Origin of the sequence: Methylobacterium fujisawaense, from assembly GCF_014138435.1 — a bacterium.
Taxonomy (GTDB): domain Bacteria; phylum Pseudomonadota; class Alphaproteobacteria; order Rhizobiales; family Beijerinckiaceae; genus Methylobacterium; species Methylobacterium fujisawaense.
In genome coordinates this window covers 238414-258959 of the sequence record NZ_JACJIM010000003.1, presented here as the reverse complement: position 1 = coordinate 258959, position 20546 = coordinate 238414, and the positions used below count along the sequence as shown (strand labels likewise).

Genomic DNA, 20546 nt, shown 5'->3' with positions numbered 1-20546 from the left:
GCCTCCAGGGCAGAGACGGCGCGCGCGCCCTCTCAGGTCGACAGCGCCTTCAGAACGTCGCGGGCGGCGCGCGCGCCGTCCAGCGTGGCCCCGCCCACCGTCATGGCCCCGCCGCCGGCCAGCGCCTCTCCGGCGAAGAACACGCGTCCCCCCACCGGGTCACGCAGGCGGTCCCGGGCCTCCGCGTGGCCGGGGGCGACGATCGCGTACGATCCGAGGGCGTACGGATCCGTCCACCAGCCGGCGAGCCGCCCCGCCACGACCGCGTCCCGGGCGTCCGCGCCGAGGATCGCGACCAAGCGCTCTGTGGCCAGCGCCACGGCCGCCGCCTCGCCAGCGCGGCACAGGTCGCGGGCGAGATCGCCCCCGAGATTGGCCACCGTCAGGGACCGGCCGAACGGCTTCATCTCGAAGTAGATCGTCGGTCCGCCCTTTGCCAGCGACACCGCATCACCCACGGTCGCCGGATCGAGCTTCGCCGGGTCGAGGCGCAAGCCGATCTTTGTGTAGGCGCCCATGCGCAATCCATCGAGAGCCGCCTGCGTGCTGGCCGGCAGAGCTGGGGTGAAGGCCACGCGACCGGCCTTCAGCACGCCCACAGGCACCGTCACGATCACCGCGGCTGCGGTGAGGGTGCCACACCCCGTCTCGATGCGGACGTCCTGTCCGGACCAGTCGATCGCGTGAACCGGGCAGCCGAGCCGCACCGGCAGGTCGGCGAAATGGTGCGCCACCAGGGCGCCGTAGCCGTCGACCCAGAGGTCCGTGCCGGACCAGAGCCGGTCGTAATCCATGGCCGAGACGCGCTCGGGATCCTCGCCGAGCGAGAGCCGGCTGAGGCCGGCCGCGGCCTGCACGGCCATCGGGCCGCCGATTCCGGCCGCTTCCGCCAACGAGATATCGGCCGCCTTCGGAACGAGGAGCGCGTCGAGGCCCGAGAAGCCGGCACGCCGGTTCGCCATCTCGGCTTCGGTGGCGGGGCGACCGTCGATCACGAGCTTGCGCGCCCAGCCTTCCTCGCCGGCGAAGCGGGCCTTGGCGGCCCGGGCGATGGGCGCCCAGGGATTGCGCTCGGCCCAATGGATATACTCGGCGCCGGCATCGAACGGATACGCCGCACCGAGCGCCCTGTCGGTGAAGGCGCGCCCGCCGATCCGGTCCCGTGCCTCCACCAGGATGAAGCTACGTCCGGCGCTCCGCAGCGCCGATGCCGCCGCCAGCCCCGCCGCCCCGGCACCGACGATGACCACCGGGCCGGTGCGGGCCCAGGCGCGCAGTGCCGGGGCCGCTACGAGGGCAGAGGTGAGGACTGTGCGTCGGGTCGGTCTCATGGCGCACCCGCTCGGAGTCATCCAGGCTCCAGTCCACGGCGCGCGGACCGAAAGCGGTGCGCTAGCCGCGCGCCCCCGGGCTGCCCGAGCGCTTCTCCATCATGGCCTTGACCTGCATCAGCTGGTCCCAGACCTGGCCGGGCGATGTGCCGAAGAAGTCGAAACCGGCGCTGATGCCCAGGTAGATGCCGACGCAGATCAGCGGCACGAGCACCCAGGCGAGCACCTCCTCGCCGCGCCGACGCCGCTGACGACGCCGCCGCCGCTCCTCGCGCCGGGTCAGCTTCTTGGGGGGCGCCGGCTGCGCGACGGGGGACAGGGGTCCCTCGTGCAGGTTGTCTGTCATCGGGCGCCTCCTCGCCGCGGCGCTTTCGCGTCGCGGCGGTCATAGACCGGCGGCCCCTAGTCCGGAAGGCCGCCAGCCGGCATGCACACCATTAGGCGCGCACGAGTGGCACCTTCGGCACGGTCCGGACGCCGCCGCCCGAGCTGCCGCCGCCGCCCTTGTTGTCCTTCGGCGTCTTCTTGCGCGCCGCGGCGCGGGGCTTGGCCCGCTTGTGGCGCTTGGCGGCGTTGGTCACGTCCTTCTCGGGCTTGGGCGTGACAGGGCCGGCCGGGAAATCGAAGCCCAGGCTGTCCTTGGCGCCCGACTTGGCCTCGGCATCCTCCGGCTTGCGCACGACCACGCGGACCGCACCGCCATCCTTCAGCTTGCCGAACAGAACCTCGTCGGCGAGGGGCGTCTTGATGGTCGACTGGATCAGCCGGGCCATCGGGCGGGCGCCCATCGCGTCGTCGTAGCCATGCTCCACCAGCCAGTCGCGGGCCTCGTCCGAGAGCTCGATCGTGACGTTGCGGTCGGCGAGCTGCGCCTCGAGCTGGAGGACGAACTTGTCGACCACCTTGGCCACCACCTCCTTCGGCAGGTGGCCGAACGAGATGATCGCGTCGAGGCGGTTGCGGAATTCCGGCGCGAACAGCCGGTTGATCGCCTCCACGTCGTCGCCGGAACGCTTCGACTGGGTGAAGCCGTAGGCCGCCTTCGCCAGATCCGAGGCACCCGCATTCGACGTCATGATGATGATGACGTTGCGGAAATCGACCTGCTTGCCGTTGTGGTCGGTGAGCTTCCCGTGGTCCATGACCTGCAACAGGATGTTGAACAGGTCCGGGTGGGCCTTCTCGATCTCGTCGAGGAGGAGCACGCAGTGCGGGTGCTGGTCGATCCCGTCGGTGAGCAGGCCGCCCTGGTCGAAGCCCACGTAGCCGGGGGGCGCGCCGATCAGGCGGCTCACCGTGTGACGCTCCATGTATTCCGACATGTCGAAGCGCAGCATCTCGACACCGAGGGAGGCGGCGAGCTGCTTGGCGGCCTCGGTCTTGCCGACGCCGGTCGGGCCCGCGAACAGATACGAGCCGATCGGCTTGTCTGGGTCGCGCAGCCCGGCCCGGGCCAGCTTGATCGCCGAGGTCAGGGCCTCGATGGCATTCGGCTGACCGTAGACCACGCGCTTGAGGTTCTCGGTCAGGTGCTGGAGCACAACCGCGTCGTCCTTCGAGACGGTCTTCGGCGGGATGCGGGCCATCGTGGCGATGGTCGCCTCGATCTCCTTGATGCCGATGGTGCGCTTGCGGCGAGCCTCCGGCACGAGCATCTGCGAGGCGCCCGTCTCGTCGATCACGTCGATCGCCTTGTCGGGCAGCTTGCGGTCGTTGATGTAGCGCGCCGACAGCTCCACCGCGGCCTTCACGGCCTCGGTCGTGTACTTGAGCTTGTGGAACTCCTCGAAATACGGGCGCAGGCCCTTCACGATCTCGATCGTGTCGGGGATCGACGGCTCGTTGACGTCGATCTTCTGGAACCGGCGCACCAGGGCGCGGTCCTTCTCGAAGTACTGGCGGTACTCCTTGTAGGTGGTCGAGCCGATGCAGCGCAGCGTGCCCGAGGCCAGCGCCGGCTTGAGCAGGTTCGACGCGTCCATGGCCCCGCCCGAGGTCGCACCGGCGCCGATCACCGTGTGGATCTCGTCGATGAACATGATGGCGTTCGGGTGCGCCTCGATCTCCTTCATCACCTGCTTGAGGCGCTCCTCGAAGTCGCCCCGGTAGCGGGTGCCGGCGAGCAGCGTGCCCATGTCGAGGGAGAAGACGGTCGCGTCGGCCAGGACCTCCGGCACCTCGTGCTGGATGATCTTGCGGGCCAGCCCCTCCGCGATGGCGGTCTTGCCGACGCCCGGGTCACCCACGAGCAGCGGGTTGTTCTTCTGCCGGCGGCACAGGACCTGGATGGTCCGCTGGACCTCGGTCTCGCGGCCGATCAGCGGGTCGATCTTGCCGTCGCGGGCCTTCTTGTTGAGGTTGACGCAGTAGGCGTCGAGCGCGTCGCCCTTCTTCTTCGCGCCGCCGCGGGGATCCCCCTCGTCGCTCGGGCGCTCGGCGGCGCCCTCGTCCTCGGCACCGCGCACGGGCTTCGCCTCGGAGGCGCCCGGGCGCTTGGCGATGCCGTGGCTGATGTAGTTGACCGCGTCGTAGCGGGTCATGTCCTGCTCCTGCAGGAAGTAGGCGGCGTGGCTCTCGCGCTCGGCGAAGATCGCCACGAGCACGTTGGCGCCGGTCACCTCCTCGCGACCGGAGGACTGGACGTGGATCACCGCCCGCTGGATCACGCGCTGGAAGCCCGCCGTGGGCTTGGCGTCCTGCCGTCCGTCCCCGGTGAGGTTGGAGAGTTCCGTATCGACATAGTCGACCAGGCTGCGCTTGAGCGTGTCGATCTCGACGTTGCAGGCACGCATGACCGCGGCCGCATCCTGATCGTCCACGAGGGCGAGCAGGAGATGCTCCAGCGTCGCGTATTCGTGCCGGCGTTCTCCGGCCAGCGCCAGGGCGCGGTGGAGAGCTTGTTCTAGGCTGCGTGAGAAGCTTGGCAAAGCTGGCCTCTGTGTGGGTGCCTACCGCGAGCGGCGCCTATTTCTTTTCCATAACGCACTGGAGAGGATGTTGGTGTTTGCGCGCGAAGTCCATGACCTGCGTCACCTTGGTCTCCGCCACCTCGTAGGTGAAGACGCCGCACTCGCCGACCCCGTTCTGATGCACGTGCATCATGATGTGGTAGGCGTCCTCGTGGCTCTTGTTGAAGAACCGCTCGACCACCAGGACCACGAACTCCATCGGCGTATAGTCGTCGTTCAGAAGGAGTACCCGGTACAGGCTCGGCCGCTTGGTCCGCGGCTTGGTGCGGGTGATGATCGCCGTGTTGGACCGATCGTCGCCGCCAGGGGCGCGCGAGCCGGACGCCGTGACCGCGGTGCGCGCCGGCCAGTGAACCTTCGTCGAACTCGCGGTGCCCTGCATGGGGACCTGTGTCATGTGCGTCGAACCGATCCCTCGTTTGGAGCGGGCGCCGCCGGCCCTGACGGCCGATCCAGTCCTGGCCTGCCGGGAGCAGCGCTCGGCTCCACGGCCGTTAATCTACAGACGGTGAGCCGACTTCGCCAGACGCCTGTGCGCACTTGTCCGCCTCGCTGATCATGCGCCAGCGGCTCACGTCTGCGCCGATCCGGGACGGGGCGCGCCGTCGAGCGCTGCCTTCGGCCGCAGAAATGCGCCGGTGAGGCCGAGGATCATGTCGCCGGCCGCGGCAGAGCGGGCCGTGGCGCGCGCGCCGGCCCGGTTCAGATATGCCGCCTGAACCGCCACGAGTTCGGCCGGGCCGCGGGCCGCCGCCAGCGCCCGCGAGGTAGCCCCGAGATCGTCGAACGCCGTCTTGAACGAGTCGGCATACGTGATCCCGAGGGTCTGGGCCGCCCGACTCACGATCCCGAACCGATGAAGGGGCGTTCTGAAACCGGAGACGACCGGGCTCAACGGAAGGGCAGGGGGCCTCTGCATCGCCGATCTCCAGACCGCCGCCGAACCTGCCGGCCACCCGCGACCGACCTCTTCGGATCGGCGCGAGAGTGTGCGGCGCGACAGCCAGCGTCAAGCTCGGGCGGGTAAGACCCGCCGGCCGCAACCGGCATGGGTTGGCAGGCCGGTGACGGTCCGCGAGCGATCGACCGTAAACGATGGCCGGAACGACACGATCCGGCATTCGCCGCGATCGCATTAACGGGCCTGTAACTGCACCTGCCTAACTCTCCACTGATGCAGCGGGGCCACGCGATCGGCGGGAGGCTCTGCAGGGGATACGACCGGCCAGATCCGGTCTCGCGAGGCAATCAGGCGTGATGCGTAGCGTAGTAGGCCGCTCCCGGACGATTCCAGCGCTCCCGGCCGCGATCCTGGCCGCCGCGGTCCTGACGGCCCTGGCCTCGCCGGCCGAGGCCCGGCGCGGCCGGCACCAACACCATGCCCGGGCCACCGGCGGCTACAACCCGCCCTACGCCGCGATGGTCGTGGACGTGAAGAGCGGCAAGACCCTGCACGCGGTCAACGAGGACGCCCTGCGGCACCCGGCCTCGATCACCAAGGTGATGACGCTCTACATGCTGTTCGAGCAGATGGAGCGCGGCAAGTTCGCCCTCGATTCCGAACTGACCATCTCGGCCCACGCCGCCGCCCAGGCGCCGTCGAAGCTCGGCCTGCGGCCGGGCCAGACCATCACGGTCGAGGATGCCATCAAGGCGATCGTGACGAAGTCGGCGAACGACGTGGCCTGCGCCATCGGCGAGAACATCGCCGGCTCCGAGGAGCGCTTCGCCCAGATGATGACCGCCAAGGCCCATGCCCTGGGCATGAGCCGGACGCGCTATGCCAACGCCTCGGGCCTGCCCGACCCGGACCAGCTCACCACCGCCCGCGACCTGACCGTCCTCGCCCAGGCGATCCAGGACCGGTTTCCGCGCTATTACCGTTACTTCCAGACCCGGTCCTTCGCGTTCCGCGGCCGGGTGATCGGCAACCACAACCACCTGCTGGGCAACGTCCAGGGCGTCGACGGGATCAAGACCGGCTACACCCGGGATTCCGGCTTCAACCTGATGACCGCCGCGAAATCCGACGGCCGCCAGATCGTGGCGATCGTGCTCGGCGGCAAGTCCGGCGCGAGCCGCGACCGGATCATGGCCGACCTCGTCCGGTCCAGCCTGCCGCGGGCCTATGCCGGCGCCCGGGTCGCGCCCGCCGTCACCGAAGTGGCCGAGCGCGCCCGCCCGGCAGTCGTCGCCGACGCGGTCTCGCGGACCCGCACGCAGGTCGCCTCCGCCGACGACGAGGATGTCGAGACCACCGGCACCACCGGCGAGCCCCTCGACCTGTCGCCCTCGAAGACGACGACGCCGAGCGGCACCTGGAAGCCCGGGCCGCAGGGAATCCCGAAGGCGGCCCAGGCCTATGCCGGCGGCGGCAATGCCCAGCCGCCCTTCCCGGGGGCGTCCAAATCCACGGCCCGGGTGGCCTCCCTCGAGCGCGACGAGCCGCCGAAGGCGGTCTCCGGCGCCCGCGTCGTCCCCACCGCCTGGGTGATCCAGCTCGGGGCCATGGACGACGAGGGCAAGGCCCGGTCGATGCTCTCTGAGGCGCGCGCCAAGGTGGGGGGCAGCCTCTCCAAGGCCGCACCCTACACCGTCAAGGTCGAGCACGGCGGCACCACGCTGTTCCGGGCCCGCTTCTCGGGCTTCGCCGAGCAGGATTCCGCCCAGGAGGCCTGCTCGGCCCTGAAGCGCAGCGGCTTCAGCTGCTTCGCCACCCGGAGCTGAGGCTCCGGAGACCGGCCGGCGCGCCCGCGCGCCGACACGGAACGGCCGCGACCGAGTTCGTCCGCGGCCGACGATCGGTATCTCTCTGACAACGCGCGTGGAGTTCAGCGATGTCGGTTCAGAAGCCTGTCCCGGGCCGCGTTGACGCGCGCCGCCCGCTCGGCGCTGCCTCCCTGGTCGGGGTGAGCCCGCTTCATGAGAGACCGGTGGGCCGACCGGATCTCCTCAGCGGTCGCCCCGCGCTGAAGCCCCAGGACCTGGTACGCCTCCTCCTGCGTCATCGTCCCTGGGTTCGCCGGACGGCGCGGCCGCGGGTCGCGATCGCGCTCAGCGTCTACACGCCATCCGGGCGCCCGGCGGTCGAGATACGGCTCTAACAGGGCGGCGCCCGCGGCGTCGCGAAGGCGGCAGAGCCGGAGCAGATCGACCACGGCACCGGTTGGCATAGCGTCGAGCGACGTGCCGGCGCTTGGCCCGGCGATGACCCGGCCGGTGCGCAGGCTGCCGTCCGGGCGCAGGAGCGCGTCGATCAGGGTCGTGCGGAAGCGGCGATCCACAGGATCGCGGGGCCCCTGACCGGGGTCCGGCCGGATCAGACGACGGAGCCGCGCGGTCATCGCGGCCTGCCCCTCGATCAACCAGACGCCGCTGAGCCCGAGAAGCGCCGCCAGGACGAAGTTCCCGCGCAGGAGCAGGAACCCGGCGGCGAGCAGCGCGAAGGCGCCGAAGGTCGGCAGCCGCACACGTCCGAGGGCTGAGCCGAGGCCCGCCCCGAGGCCGCGCCTGATCCGTCGGCCGAGGCCGCCGTTCTTGGACAGCCACCACAGGGTCAGGCAGGCGAGCAGGCCGGCAAACAGCACCATCGCTCAGCGCCGCACGCCATAGGTGGCGGAGGCGCTCCCGCCGATCTGGATGCTGGTCCCGTCGCCCAGGTCGAAGAAGCCGGGACGGCGCGGCTTCGGCGGGCGGATGTCGGCGTCGCAGCCGGGCTGCGGCGGGAGACGCACGCCCTCGGGCAGATTCTCCGGGCAGAGGCGCGCGCGCGCCGGCGGCTCGCCGGCCTGCGCCGCACCGGCGAGGAGGATGACGGGGAGGGCGATGACAGGGAGGGCCAGGCGCAGGCGCGTCATTGCCGGTTCTCCGCAACGTCAGCCGTGGTGACGCGGACCTGCCGGATCCGGCCGTCGCGCACCACCTTCAGGGTCACGCCGGCGCCGAGGCCGGCTTCCTCGATGGCCGCCGTCAGGTCCGCGAGCCGATGGACCGGGCGGCCGTTGGCCTCGACGATCACGTCGCCGATATCCCCGGTCTGCGGGTCGACGCCGCGCAGCCCGGCCTGCGCGGCGGGGGAGCCGGGCAGCACCCGCACGATCACAACGCCGTCGATGCCGAGCCGCGCGGTGGCCGCCTCCTGGGCGGCGATGATGCCGATGCCGGGATTGCGCACCCGGCCGGCCTTGATCAGCTCCGGCACGATGCGGTTGACGACATCGACGGGGATCGCGAAGCCGATCCCGGCGCTGGCGCCGGACGGCGAGACGATGGCGGTGTTGACGCCGATCAGCCGGCCCGCGGAATCGAGAAGGGGCCCGCCGGAATTGCCGGGATTGATCGCCGCATCCGTCTGGATCACGCCGGACAATTCGCGTCCCTCGCTGGTCGGCATGCGCCGCCGCACGGCGCTGATCACGCCGGTGGTCAGGGTGTGGTCGAGGCCGAACGGGTTGCCGATGGCGAAGGCCGATTGCCCGACCTTCAGATCCGCCGAGGTGCCGATCGCCAGCGGCGGCGGCATGTGCCGCACCCGCCCGAGTTGCAGGACGGCGAGGTCGTAGGACGGCGCCAGGCCGACGAGGGTCGCGGGGACCACCTCGCCGTCGCCGAGCCGGACGGAGACCGATCCGCCGCTCTGCGCGGCGTTCTGCACGACATGGGTGTTGGTGACGATGTGGCCGGCGCCGTCCCAGACGAAGCCGGTGCCAGTCTGCGTCCCGCCCTGGTCGCCACCCTGGTCGTCAAGGTCGAGCAGGTCTCGGTTCTGCGCCGCCCCCTGCGCGAAAACGTGAACGACGGACGGGCTCGCGCGCTCGAACAGCGCGACGGTCGAGGTCTCGGCCGGCGCCAGATCGCCGCGGGCCATCACCGCCCGCGGCGTGTCGGCGGAGTAGAGCAGCGGTTGCAGGTAGGGTTGGGCGACGTAGAGCGCCAGCAGGACCAGGACCGCGGCGAGGACGATGCGCACGGTACGATCCGGCACGGGTGTCTCCGAAAGAAGCGCGAAGGCAGGCCCTCGACGGGCGAAGCCTTAAGTGCGCGTTCAGGATCGGGGCGTCAACACAGAGAGGCACCGCCGCCGACAGGCTCCTGACGTGTTCTGGCGCACGTCGGCAACCGGTGCAGACTGGCTAACGGAATGGTCACCATTCAGGAGCCACAATTCTCGCAAGTCCAGGGCAGCTCAGCTGTGCTCAATACGGACATGGAACACCGAACCCCGCCCACGCTCGTGCCTCGGCACCGGGTGCTGGCTTCGAAAACCGCCCGAATTGATCGCAAAGCTGCCGCAGAGATGCTTGCATTGACGCTCAGACCCTCGATCGCCACCGCTCCTCGGCCCAGTCCGGCGGCGGCGATCTGAACGGTCCAAAACGGTTCGGAAGGACGAGTACCCATGGAAACCGAAGCTCTGGAACGGCCCGCGGATCTGACGATCTGGCGCACGGCCCCGGCGAGCGCCCCGCTTGCGCAGCCCGAGCGCTACGACACCCTGCGCGAGGCGATCGCGGCCGCGGCCGGTGCCCTGGCCGACCCGGCCAAGCAGCCCTGGATCATCACCGAAGAGGGCGAGATCCTCTCGCCGAACTGGATCCGCACCTACCTGAACTGACGCCCGGCGCGACGAAGAACGGGGATACCGGGGATGGCGGCGCGAGCCCCGCCCCGGCCCTGCGCGGGCTCGGTGAGCCCCCCCGGTGATGGCGTCGGCGCGGCTGTCCTGGCGCGCGGCGCGCAGCAACCGCGAGCACCACGTTTCCGAACGTCCCGAAGGCAAGGGTCGCGACGCGCGTCACGACCGTGAGGGCTCTGATCGCCCGAAGGCGCCGACCCCGGCGCCGATCACTCCGCCGCGTCCGGCTGGCGAAACCCCTCGATCCCGATCTGGTCGGGGTTGATCGCGTGCAGCGCCCGCCGGGCCGCCTCGAGGGGATGTTCGGCCTCGATCCGCACCGAGGTGAGATCCGGGCTCTTGTAGACCGTCACGATCGTATCCATCACTTCGGTCAGCGTGGTGCGCTTGTCCTCGGGGGCGGCGATCAGGAGCTGCAGCCCCCAGGCCCGGTACAGATCGACCAGCGCCTGGCTGTTGCGCACGTCGAGCTTCGAGAAGGCCTCGTCGAGCAGGCATAGGCCCAAGCCCGGATTCTCGTCTCCCGGCCGGTCGCCCGGATAATAGGCGCTGGCCAGCGAGGCGGCGATCGCCACGTAGAACGGCGCCTGGGCCTCGCCGCCGGAGCCGCGCAGCGCCCGGGCCGACATCGTGGTGCGGTTGCCCGCCCGGTCGCGCATGCCAATCTCGTAGACGAAGTAGTTGCGGTAATCGGCGAGCCGCGCCGCATCCTCCTCGCCGGCGATCAGCGCGGTGATCTCCTCGAGCGCCGCCGCCATCTGCCCCTCCGCCTCGCCGGCGAGCAGCGCCTGCGCGGCCTCGGGTGAGCGGGCGGTCTCGGTGGCGAGCGCGTGCACGGCGGCATAGCGGCGATCCACCGCCGCCTCGAACGCGTAGGTCTGGCCGGTGAAGCTGCGCGCGGAGAGCCGCTCGTTGAGGGCGGCGAGCCGGGCATGGACCCGCTCGAACCGGTCGGCGAGGCGCGTCAGCAGATCCTCGGTCATCAGGCGGCGCATCTCGACCTCGGCCCGCTCGGCCTGCGCCCTGTAGCGGCGGAGTTCGTGCCCCTCCACGGCCTCGTATTCCCGCCGCACCCAGGCGAAGCCGTCGATCGCCGGGGCGTCCCCGGAGGCGAGGGGGTTCTCCACCCGCCAGGCGGCGCAGGCCTCCGCCAGCTCCCGCTCGGCGATCCGCCCGTGGGAGCGGGCGGCCTCGGCGGACTCCCGGGCGAGGCCGCGCTCGGCGGTCACCCGGGTCCCGGCCGCCTTGGCATCGAGGCCGGCCAGCGCCCGCCGCGCCTCGGCGACCACGCCGAGGTCGAAGGGCTCGCCGCGGGCGAGGCGCACCCGCGCGGCGTCGCCGGCACTGAGCTGGCGCAGGGCCGCGCGGCGGGCCGACAGAGCGGCGCGGACGGCTTCGCGCACCGGTCCCATCCGGGCGCGCAGCGCCGCCTCGTCGGCGAGCAGGCGGTCGAGCTTGGGCTCCAGCTCCTCCGACAATTCCCGCAGGTAGCCGACCCGCTCGGTGGTCAGCGCGGCGATCTCGGCGGCGAGCCCGGCGGTATCGCGCTTCTCGATACCCTCCCGCTCGGTCTGGAGCGTGCGCCGCCGCCCGTCGAGCCCGTCGAGCTCGGCCCGGAGCGCCTCCACGTCGTCGAGGCCCCGGGCGACGCGGGCCCGGATCGCGGCCGCCGTCCGGGCGGCCTCGCGCAGGACCGCGGCCTCGCCGCGCAGGCGCCGCGCCTCGGCGACAGCGATCTCGTGGGCGCGGCGGCTGTCGGCGGTGGGCCCGCGATGGCCGCGGGTCATCAGCAGGTCGACGCTGCGGGTGACCGAATAGGCCATCCCGGCCGTGGTCCGGCCGCTCGGGGCGACCGCCCGGGCGAGGCGGGCCAGTTCGGCGTCGTCCCGGGCGAGGTCGTAGCCGCCGAGCCGCACGCCGAGGAACGCCTCCGCGTGCGGGTCGCTGGTCTCGATCACGGTGAGCGGACCGTCGTCGTAGCGGCGGGACCGCTGCTTGGCGGTGTCGGTGGTCTTCACCAGGATGCAGCGGTGGAACCGGTCGCGGCCGGATTGCAGGACGCCGAGCGCCTCGTTCAGCCGGTCCGGGGGAACCACCAGGGCCTCGCGGGCGCGCCCCAGCAGGCCTTCGAGGGCCGGCCCCCAGGTCGGGTCGACGATCTCGGCCAGTTCGCAGATCGGCACCGCGTCGATGCCGCGGCGCTCCAGCTCCCCGCGGAACGCCACCGTGTCGGAGGACAGGCGCGCGGTCGGGCCGCCGCCGGTGCGCGGCGCCGTGCGCTCGGCCTCGCTCTCCTGGGCGCGGGCCTTCAGCGCCGCGTCCTCGGCGGCCCGCTCCAGCGCCTCGTCGAAATCGGGCAGGCGCACCAGCCCGTCGGCCAATTCGGCGAGCGGCCCCTCGGGGCGCAGGACCTCCTCGGGGGAGGATTCCCGACGCAGGCCCGCCCGGGCGCAGGCCTCGGCGAGGCGGGCCGCCTGCGGGCAGCTCTGGCGCAGGATCGGGGCGACCGGCTGGAGCTTGGCCATCTGCCCGACGAGGCCGACGAGATCGCCGATCCGGCCGATCAGCTCCTTCCGGTCGCGCTCCAGCATGGAGAGGCCCAGCGTCGAGGCGGCGAGCCGGCCCTCGGCGGCGCTCGCGGTGGCCAGCGCCTTCTTCTCGGCGATCTCGCCGTCGATCTCGCGGACGTAGCCGCGGCTCGCCGCGACGCGCTCGCGGGCGATGCGCAGGGTGTCGGCGCCTTCCCGGAGCCGGGACCGGACGGCGATGAGGTCGAGGCTCCGGCGGCGCAGCTCGGCGCTCGCCGCGCGCAGCTCGTGCGTCGCGGCAGCGAGGACCGCCTCACCCCAGGCTTCGTAGCGGTCGCGCAGGCGCCGCAGGCGTCCGAGGCGGCTCTCCAGCTCGGCGATGGTCTCCAGAAGCCGACGCCAGTTGGCGATGGAGTGGCGCACGCGCTCGACGTCCAGGGGCTCCGGGTCGAGCACGAAGGCGCGCACGAAGGCGCTGGTGTCGAAGATCGGCTTGAACGCCACCGCGTTGGCGAAGCTGCGCAGGAAGTGGCGCGGCTCCGGCGACGGCGCCCCCTCGCGCAGGGTGGCGAGGACATCGGCCGTGAAGCGTTCGCCAGAGGTCCGGTACTCGGTGAAGCTCGCCGCGCGGGCCCGCAGGTCCGCGGCGATCTCGCTCCAGGGCGCCGTGTAGGTGCCGCCGGGGGCGGTGCGGGCGTAGTCGGAGACCTCGAACCGGTGCCCGACCGCGATGAAGCGCGAGAGCACCGTCTCCTTGGGCTCCACAGCCCGAGCGGCCAGGGCGAGGCCGACCGAGACCACGCGGCCGGAATCGGGATTCTCGAAGACCAGGACCAGCACGGTCTCGCAGGATTCCCGGGTCGGGCGGCCGCCTTCCGCCGGGTCGCTGATCCAGCCCAAGCAATAGTCGCGCACGGTTCGGGCGCTGCGCCCGGAGGCCGAGGCGTTGAGGGCGAGGCGGCTGGCGTTGTTGCCGGCCAGCACCGTGCCGACCGCATCGAAGATCGTCGATTTCCCGGCCCCCGTCGGCCCGACCAGCGCGGCGGCACCGCGCAGCCGGATCTGCTCGCGGCGGATCAGGTACCAGTTGGAGATGGCGATGTCGGTGAGGACGTACACGATGTGGGTGGGTCGGGCCGGTGGCGAGGAATGTTCGGCCCAGTTGGCCGGACTCGGCCGCGTATGCAAGCCGACACGCGCGAACCTCTGAAGCCCGATCCTACCTCAGGTTATGACACTATTAGCACAACCTGTTCATTTCCTGCCGGTCTCGTCCGCACGACCGGAACCGACCGATGCGTCTCAGTCTCAAAGCAAAACTCAGCGGCCTCTTCGCCCTCCTGCTCCTGGCGGCGCTGGTTCAGGGCGGCGTGACTCTCTACAAGATGCAGGCGGTCGACCAGCGGCTCGCGGAGCTGATCGACAACGCCGTGCCGTCGATCAACGAGGCCCAGGCGATCAACGCCCTCGTGATGCGCTCGCGACTGTGGCAGTTCCGCTACGTGACGGCGGATACCGAATCGGAGCGCGCGACCAGCCTGAAGAGCGCGGACGAGATGATGCGGAACCGCCAGGCGAAGGCCGAGGCCTACCGCACCCTGGTGGCGTCGAAGGAGGAGCAGGCGATCTACGACGACCTGCTCGCCAAGCTCGCGGTGCAGCAGGCCGACTGGACCCGTCTGCGCGCCTTCCCGGCCGATCAGCACGATCAGGCGCTCGCCTATTTCCGCGGGCCGATGAACGCCAACTATCTCGCGGCCTCGACCGCGACCCGCGCTCTGGCCGACCTGAACATCAGGAACGGCGAGGCGGCCGGGCGCACGGCCCGCGACAGCCAAGCGGACGCGGTCCGGACCACCATCGTGAGCCTGCTCGTCAGCTTCGTCATCGCGCTGGGCGCCATGCTGTACGCCTTCACGGGCGTGTCGCGGCCGCTCGCGGGGATGACGCGGTCCATGCGGCGCCTCGCCGACGGCGACACGCAGGCCGAGATCCCCTACGCGGCGCGGCGGGACGAGATCGGCGCCATGTCGGCGACCGTCGCGGTCTTCCGGGAGAACCTGCTGCACGCCCGCGCCCTCGAGGCCGAGACCGCGCAGGCCCGGGCCGGCGCCGAGGCCCAGCGCCGGCAGGCGACGCGCGAACTCGCCGACCGGTTCGAGTCGGCCATCGGCGGCATCGTCGGCTCGGTGACGTCGGCAGCGACGCAGCTCCAATCCACGGCCCAGAGCCTCACCGCGACGGCGACGCAGACGGCCGGCCAGTCGACCAGCGCGGCGGCCGCCGCCGAGGAGGCCTCCAGCAACGTGACCACGGTCGCGGCGGCCGCCGAGGAACTGGGCTCCTCGGTCAACGAGATCGGCCGTCAGGTCGGCTCCTCGGCGGATCTGGCGCAGGCCGCCGTCCGCGAGGCGGCCGCCACGGCCGATCTCGTCCAGGCCCTGAGCACCGGCGCGCGCCGGGTCGGGGAGGTGGTGGACCTGATCTCGGCGATCGCCAGCCAGACCAACCTGCTGGCGCTGAACGCCACGATCGAGGCCGCCCGGGCCGGCGCCGCGGGACGCGGCTTCGCGGTCGTCGCCACCGAGGTGAAGGCGCTGGCCGACCAGACCGCCAAGGCCACGGCCGAGATCTCGGCCCAGATCGCGCAGATCCAGGGCTCGACCGGCCAGGCCGTCCAGGCCATCGACGGCATCGCGGGCCGCATCCGCGAGATCAGCGGCATGGCGACGTCGATCGCCGCCGCGGTGGAGGAGCAGGGCGCGGCCACCCAGGAGATCGTCCGCAACGTCGCCGAGGCGGCGACCGGGACCGAATCCGTCACCGCCAATGTCAGCGGCGTCGCGGGCGCCGCCGAGGAGACCGGGGCGGCCGCCGCGCAGGTCCTGGCGTCGGCCTCCGAGATGGCCCGGCAGGCGGCCCATCTCGGCAGCGAGGTGGAGCACTTCCTGGCGACCGTCCGGGCGGCCTGACCGGATCCCGGCCGGCCGGAGGCGTCCGGGCGATGAGCCCGGTCGCCGCCCGTCGTCACGGGCGCCACGCCTGACCCCGGTCTGCGGGACATCGTCGAGCGGGCCGCCGCCGGGACGCTTCGCTCCGTCCGCGAAGACGACACCCCCTCAAGGACGGACGTCGGCCTCAGGCCTCCCCGGCCTCCGACCACGCCCGAAGGCGTTCCATCCAGGCGTCGGAAGCCAGCACCGTCAGCCCCGGCAGGAGCGAGAGCGGGGTGACCCGCTCGACCCGGTCGCGCTCGCCGAGGCGCAGGCCGCCGCGCTTCGCGTAGAGGCGCAGGATGTCGGCGAGCCGCCCCTCCTCGGGAGGCTCGTTGCGCGCCACGGTGCGGATCTTCTCGACGATCTCGTCGGTGGTGCAGTCGACGATCCCGTCAGTCCCGGCCCGGTGGTCGCGCAGGCCCTCCTCGTAGAGGAGCCGGAGCGCCAGGAGCACCAGCGTCTCGTCCTTGCGCAGGCGCTCCGAGACGATGTCGTGGCGGGGCGCGTCGGCGGCCGGGCTCAGCGAGACCATCTGGTCGCGATGCGAGACCGCGAGCGCGTAGCCGAGGCAGGCGAAGTAGTCGGTGAAGAACGGGGCGTAGTGCCGGGCGAGCTCGTAGGAGCGGCCGATCCCCTGGGTCTCGGCGTAGATCACCTGCCCCTTCAGAAGCACCTGGAGGGCACGGCTCAGCTCTTCGGCATCCGGCGCCCTTGCGCCGGGCGGCGGCGGCTCGTCGCCGTCGATGATCGCGCGGAAGCCCTCAAGCATAGGGGCGGCGCTCCAGAAGGAAATCCGGGCAGTCGAGCCAGCCATTGGCCACCCGCTCGGGCAGCCGGGTGACGGCGTAGCGCTCGCCGAGCTTGGCGTCGAACAGCACGTCGATCTCGCGCAGGCGCTGGAACACGATGAAGTCGTCGACGCCCGCGATCACGATCTGCGACCCGCGCAGCCGCACCGCCTTTCCGAGTCGGGCCTCCACGAAGGCGCTCATGCTTTCGGGCGTCACGGTGGTGCGGCGCCGGAACTCCGCCTTGGCGGCCGCGAAGGCGTCGACCACCGGATCGTCCTCGATGTCGGGCAGGGGCTCCATGTCGATCGCGGCCTTGCGGGCCCGCGGCGCCTGGAGATGCGCGTGCCCGATGGGCGGCCGCAGCAGCGAGACGTCGCCCGGCACGTCGGGGGCGATCTCCGACCCGCCGACGGCGCGCAGCATCGCGGCCACGCGCTCGACGCCGCTCGGATCCGGGCGGTCCATCACGTGCAGGGCGGAGGCGATCCGGCGCTCCAGACGCGCCACCACGGCGTCGACGGCATCGAGATGGTTGTCGAGCCCCTCGAACACCGCGAGAATCTGGGCGAGATCCGTCCGGACGGCCCGCTGCGCCGCGTCGAGATCGGCGCTCCGCCCCTCCCGGATGAGGCCCTCGGCCAGGGCCCGGACGGTGAGGGCGTCGCGCAGCGCCCGGCCGGCCTCGCGCACCACGCTGGCGCGGAAGCGGAACGGGTTGAAGCGGGTGTGGAGCGTCCGGTAGTCGCTGATCAGGTGGCGCTCGACGAAATCCTCGAAGAACAGCCGGAAGGTCTTGGCGCGGTCGGGCTCGCGCAGGATGCGCTCCTCGACCTTGCGCATGCCGGCCGCGAGCCCGCGCACGTGCGACAGGAAGGCGGCCGCGCCCCGGGCGGCGTTGGAGAGAGCCTCAGAGCGGTTCGCCGGATCCGACAGGGCGCTCTCGAGGCCACCCAGAACCTCCAGCACGGCCCCGCCGTAGGAGCGGGTCTCGCCCCGTTCCAGCCGGGACAGCTCCTCCAGGAGGAGCCGCGCCTCGGGGTCGAACTCCGCGACGGGGACGTAGCGCTCGCGGCGCTCGATCAGCCAGCCGGTGTCGAGGAGGCGTCGGTAGAGCGCCGTGCGGCGCTCGGTCGGATCGGCGGAGATCGGCTCGTCGCCGCTGACCTCGGGATCGCTCCAGCCGGCGGCGAAGTCGCCGATCTCGGCCAGAAGCTCGGCCTTGCGCACCGGCTCGGCCCCGAGGACGCGCCGGTGCAGATGCAGGAGCAGGGCCGCGTTGAAGCTGCGGCTCGGCGAAGCCAGCGGCTTGAACAGCTCGTCGGACAGCTGCGCGAACAGCATGGTTCTGGAAACTCTCGCCGTCGCGCAGCCGTGCCGCTTACTTCGCGCCGAGGAGTTCGACGTCGAAGATCAGGGTGGCGTTCGGCGGGATCACGCCACCGGCGCCCCGGGCGCCGTAGCCGAGCTGCGGCGGGATGATCAGGGTGCGCTTGCCGCCGGTCTTCATGGTGGCGACGCCCTCGTCCCAGCCCTTGATCACCTGGCCGGCGCCGAGGGGGAAGCTGAAGGGCTGGTTGCGGTCGCGGGACGAATCGAACTTCTTGCCCTTCTTGCCGCCCTCGTCGAGCCAGCCGGTGTACTGGACGGTGACCTGCTGGCCGGCCTTCGGCTCAGGCCCGGTGCCGACGACCTCGTCCTGATACTTGAGGCCGGAGGGCGTGGTCACGGTCTCGGCATTGGCGGCTGTGGTCATGGCGATCAACGCGGCTCCGAAGAGGGGGGACAGGCGAGGCATGGTTTCTCCCTGGAGCCGGCGCCGTGCGCGCCGGCCGTCGGGAGGCCTTCTATCGCCTCGGACCCGTCCAGGCCAGGGAGCCCGGTCGCCCGAGCCTCCGGGACCGTTCAGGCGGCGCGGACGCTGTCCAGGAACCGGTCGACCTCGGCGGTCAGATGCGCGGACTGGGCCGACAGGGCCGCGGCCGCGGCCAGAACTTCCCCCGCCGCCGCCTCGGTCGCGCTCGAGGCTACGGCCACGCCGGCGATATGGCCGGTGACCGCGGCCGCGCCCTGCGCCGCCTGTCCGACGTTGCGGACGATCTCCTGAGTGGCGGCGCCCTGCTGCTCCACCGCGGCGGCGATCGAGGTCGCCACGCCGTCGATCTCGCGGATCCGGGCCGTGATCGTCCCGATCGCCGCGACGGCCTCGCCCGTCGAGGCCTGAACCCGCCCGATCTGGCCCGAGATCTCGTCCGTGGCGCGGGCGGTCTGAACGGCCAGCGCCTTCACTTCGGCGGCGACGACCGCGAAGCCGCGACCGGCGGCGCCCGCCCGCGCCGCCTCGATCGTGGCGTTCAACGCCAGCAGGTTCGTCTGGCCCGCGATGGTCGCGATCAGCCCGACGACGTCGCCGATCCGCGACACGGCCTCGCTCAGGTCCCGGACCAGCGCGCCGGTCTGATCGGCCTCCGCGACGGCCGCACGCGCGAGATTGGCCGAGCCGTCGACCTGCCGGCCGATTTCCTGCACGGAGGTCCCGAGTTCCTCGGCAGCCGCCGCCACGGTGTTGACGTTGCTCGCCGCCTGCTCGGCGGCGGCGGCGACGGTTGTCGACTGCCCGGCACTCTCGGCCGCGGTCTCCGTCATGCTCCCGGCGGTGGCCTGCAGGGCCGTGGCCGAGGCCGAGACCTGGGCGATGACGCCGCCGACCGCCCGCTCGAAGCGCTCGGCCATCGCGCGCAGTCCGCTGCGGCGCCGCGCCTCGGCGGCCTGCCGGGCCTCTTCGGCCTCGGCTTCGAGGCGACGGGACCGGATCAAATTGTCCTTGAAGACCTGCACGGCCCGGACCATGGCGCCGATCTCGTTGCGCCGGTCCAGGCTTGGGAGCGCGACGTCGGCATCGCCGGCCGCCAGGGCCTCCATCGTCGCGGTGATCGCCCGGATCGGCCGCAGCACCCCGCGGAAGAGCACGATCAGGGCGAGCGCGACCAGGAGCAGGGTTGCCAGCAGGGCCGCCCCATCGCGCAGCAGGACGCGCCGGGCCGCGCCGGACAGGGTCTCGGCCCGCGCGATCATCTCGTCGAGGCAGACGAAGGCGAGGTCGACGAGGGTGACCTGCTCGGGCGTATCGAGCTTGCGCGCCTGCGCGAGCGTCAGACCCGGCGGCGTGCCGCGGCTCAGCGCGGTCGCCACTGCGGACCGGCGGGCCAGGGACGGGCCCTCGAAATTGTTCTCCCGGGCCCGGCGGAACGCCGCGCGAACCGTCTCGGACATCTCCGAAGCGGCCTCGATGGCCGATCTCCAGGCCGCGTCGAGACGTCCCCGCTCCTCGGCGGCCGCCACGGTCTCGTCCAGCGTCCAGGCCGTTCCGGCTGCCAGGGACGTCTGCACGCGCAGGGCGACGGCTCCGTTGGCCATGCGCGTCGACCAGGCCGCCCGCTTGAGGGCGAGGTCGCGTCGGAGGATGCCGTCGGACAGCGGGATCGCGGCATCCACGGCATCGCTCGTGGCGATCAGGGTATCGAGCATCTCCTGGAAGGCGGCCTTCGCCTCGGTCGTCACCGCGCCATCCCGCTGGGATCCCGACAGCTTCAGGGCCGCGTCGACCCGCGGCCGGAGGCGTTCGACGCGTCCGCCGGCAGCCCGCAGGGGGCCGAGGGTCGCAGTCACGGCGGGGAGACCCAGCCCGTCGAGGAGGGGCTGTGCTTCGGCCAGCCCGGCGATCACCCGCTGCCGGTCCGCGTAGAGCGACGCGCGGGTCTCGGCCTCGACGGGCTCGGCGGCGGCGAGGAATTGCAGCGTCGCCCCCCGTTCGAACCGGGCCACGTTCAGGGTCTGGAGAAGGGCGCGGCTCGCCCGCACCAGGGTGATGACCTGCTCGGCCTCCGCCGCCTGCTCCTGCGCCTCCCGCACGGCGCCCGTCGCGAAGGCCAGCATGATCGTCGCCATGGCGACGAGGACGAGACACATGGTCGTCCGGATCGACAGGTCCCGCACCCGCATCATGCTTCACCTCCGACGGCCCGACAGATCGAGCGTATCGCAGGATCATAACAAGTTTTTCTCAGGCACAATCAAAAAATCTGATGTATTTCTATGGTCATTCGACCGCGTATAGCCTCATTCGAAATGTGATTTGAGGGAATTTCCGGCATTTACCGAATGAAACCGCGAATAATCGCGAAAAGCATCTCTTCCAAAATACAAATATCTCAGGACCGTCTCTCACCCGTCTGCGCGCGATCGACGTCGCCGCCGGGGTGCGGGCCGACGAAGCACCTTCGAAGCACCTTCGCGGGG

The 20546-nt window shown here is 71.8% G+C and carries 16 protein-coding genes; 3 read left to right on the top strand and 13 right to left on the bottom strand.

What is annotated here, in order from left to right; translation table 11 throughout:
* Window positions 1-32: 32 nt before the first annotated feature.
* From GGQ91_RS10280 to GGQ91_RS10260, 5 genes are all read right to left on the bottom strand, one after another.
* Window positions 33-1331, bottom strand: coding sequence for a flavin monoamine oxidase family protein (locus tag GGQ91_RS10280; RefSeq protein WP_182591910.1), 1299 nt, complete (start codon window positions 1329-1331; stop codon window positions 33-35).
* A gap of 61 nt (window positions 1332-1392) precedes the next feature.
* The gene (locus tag GGQ91_RS10275) at window positions 1393-1677 is read right to left on the bottom strand and encodes a hypothetical protein (RefSeq protein ID WP_043350748.1); all 285 of its coding nucleotides are present in this window, start codon (window positions 1675-1677) and stop codon (window positions 1393-1395) included.
* Window positions 1678-1768: 91 nt separating this feature from the next.
* Window positions 1769-4258 (bottom strand): ATP-dependent Clp protease ATP-binding subunit ClpA, encoded by a 2490-nt coding sequence (clpA, locus tag GGQ91_RS10270; protein ID WP_043388654.1) that lies wholly within the window; start codon window positions 4256-4258, stop codon window positions 1769-1771.
* A 37-nt stretch (window positions 4259-4295) separates the two neighbouring features.
* Window positions 4296-4682, bottom strand: coding sequence for an ATP-dependent Clp protease adapter ClpS (gene clpS / locus GGQ91_RS10265; RefSeq protein WP_182592132.1), 387 nt, complete (start codon window positions 4680-4682; stop codon window positions 4296-4298).
* Between the two features lie 189 nt (window positions 4683-4871).
* Window positions 4872-5219 (bottom strand): phasin family protein, encoded by a 348-nt coding sequence (locus tag GGQ91_RS10260; protein ID WP_043352003.1) that lies wholly within the window; start codon window positions 5217-5219, stop codon window positions 4872-4874.
* 338 nt (window positions 5220-5557) lie between these two features.
* On the opposite strand from GGQ91_RS10260, the gene GGQ91_RS10255 reads away from it, so the two are divergent.
* Entirely contained in the window at window positions 5558-7027 is a 1470-nt protein-coding gene (locus GGQ91_RS10255) for a D-alanyl-D-alanine carboxypeptidase (protein ID WP_043388658.1), read from the top strand.
* Window positions 7028-7131: 104 nt separating this feature from the next.
* On the opposite strand, the gene GGQ91_RS10250 is transcribed toward GGQ91_RS10255, so the two are convergent.
* The 3 genes from GGQ91_RS10250 to GGQ91_RS10240 are packed head-to-tail and all read right to left on the bottom strand — an operon-like array spanning window position 7132 to window position 9284.
* A complete protein-coding gene (locus GGQ91_RS10250; RefSeq protein ID WP_182591909.1) occupies window positions 7132-7890 on the bottom strand; it encodes a J domain-containing protein in 759 nt (252 codons plus the stop codon).
* Between the two features lie 3 nt (window positions 7891-7893).
* Window positions 7894-8157 carry a hypothetical protein gene (locus tag GGQ91_RS10245; RefSeq protein ID WP_111474123.1) on the bottom strand — a complete coding sequence of 88 codons (264 nt, stop codon included), beginning with the start codon at window positions 8155-8157 and terminating at the stop codon, window positions 7894-7896.
* Window positions 8154-9284 carry a S1C family serine protease gene (locus tag GGQ91_RS10240; RefSeq protein ID WP_043388664.1) on the bottom strand — a complete coding sequence of 377 codons (1131 nt, stop codon included), beginning with the start codon at window positions 9282-9284 and terminating at the stop codon, window positions 8154-8156. Before GGQ91_RS10240 ends, GGQ91_RS10245 begins: the two co-directional genes overlap by 4 nt.
* A gap of 414 nt (window positions 9285-9698) precedes the next feature.
* Here GGQ91_RS10240 and GGQ91_RS10235 point away from each other — a divergent pair, with 414 nt between their 5' ends.
* The gene (locus GGQ91_RS10235) at window positions 9699-9914 is read left to right on the top strand and encodes a hypothetical protein (protein WP_043352013.1); all 216 of its coding nucleotides are present in this window, start codon (window positions 9699-9701) and stop codon (window positions 9912-9914) included.
* 230 nt (window positions 9915-10144) lie between these two features.
* On the opposite strand, the gene GGQ91_RS10230 is transcribed toward GGQ91_RS10235, so the two are convergent.
* Window positions 10145-13582 carry an SbcC/MukB-like Walker B domain-containing protein gene (locus GGQ91_RS10230; protein WP_182591908.1) on the bottom strand — a complete coding sequence of 1146 codons (3438 nt, stop codon included), beginning with the start codon at window positions 13580-13582 and terminating at the stop codon, window positions 10145-10147.
* Between the two features lie 176 nt (window positions 13583-13758).
* Between GGQ91_RS10230 and GGQ91_RS10225 the strand changes: the two genes are divergently transcribed.
* Entirely contained in the window at window positions 13759-15435 is a 1677-nt protein-coding gene (locus GGQ91_RS10225; protein WP_053610949.1) for a methyl-accepting chemotaxis protein, read from the top strand.
* Between the two features lie 166 nt (window positions 15436-15601).
* Here the strand turns inward: GGQ91_RS10225 and GGQ91_RS10220 are convergent, their stop codons facing one another.
* The 4 genes from GGQ91_RS10220 to GGQ91_RS10205 form a co-directional block, all read right to left on the bottom strand.
* Complete coding sequence (locus GGQ91_RS10220) at window positions 15602-16228, bottom strand: DUF4194 domain-containing protein (RefSeq protein ID WP_182591907.1); 627 nt, start codon at window positions 16226-16228, stop codon at window positions 15602-15604.
* Window positions 16221-17591, bottom strand: a complete 1371-nt coding sequence (locus tag GGQ91_RS10215; RefSeq protein ID WP_043345481.1) for a Wadjet anti-phage system protein JetA family protein — start codon at window positions 17589-17591, stop codon at window positions 16221-16223. Before GGQ91_RS10215 ends, GGQ91_RS10220 begins: the two co-directional genes overlap by 8 nt.
* A gap of 37 nt (window positions 17592-17628) precedes the next feature.
* Complete coding sequence (locus tag GGQ91_RS10210) at window positions 17629-18045, bottom strand: FKBP-type peptidyl-prolyl cis-trans isomerase (RefSeq protein WP_053610948.1); 417 nt, start codon at window positions 18043-18045, stop codon at window positions 17629-17631.
* 107 nt (window positions 18046-18152) lie between these two features.
* A complete protein-coding gene (locus GGQ91_RS10205) occupies window positions 18153-20249 on the bottom strand; it encodes a methyl-accepting chemotaxis protein (protein ID WP_091994819.1) in 2097 nt (698 codons plus the stop codon).
* Window positions 20250-20546: the final 297 nt, after the last annotated feature.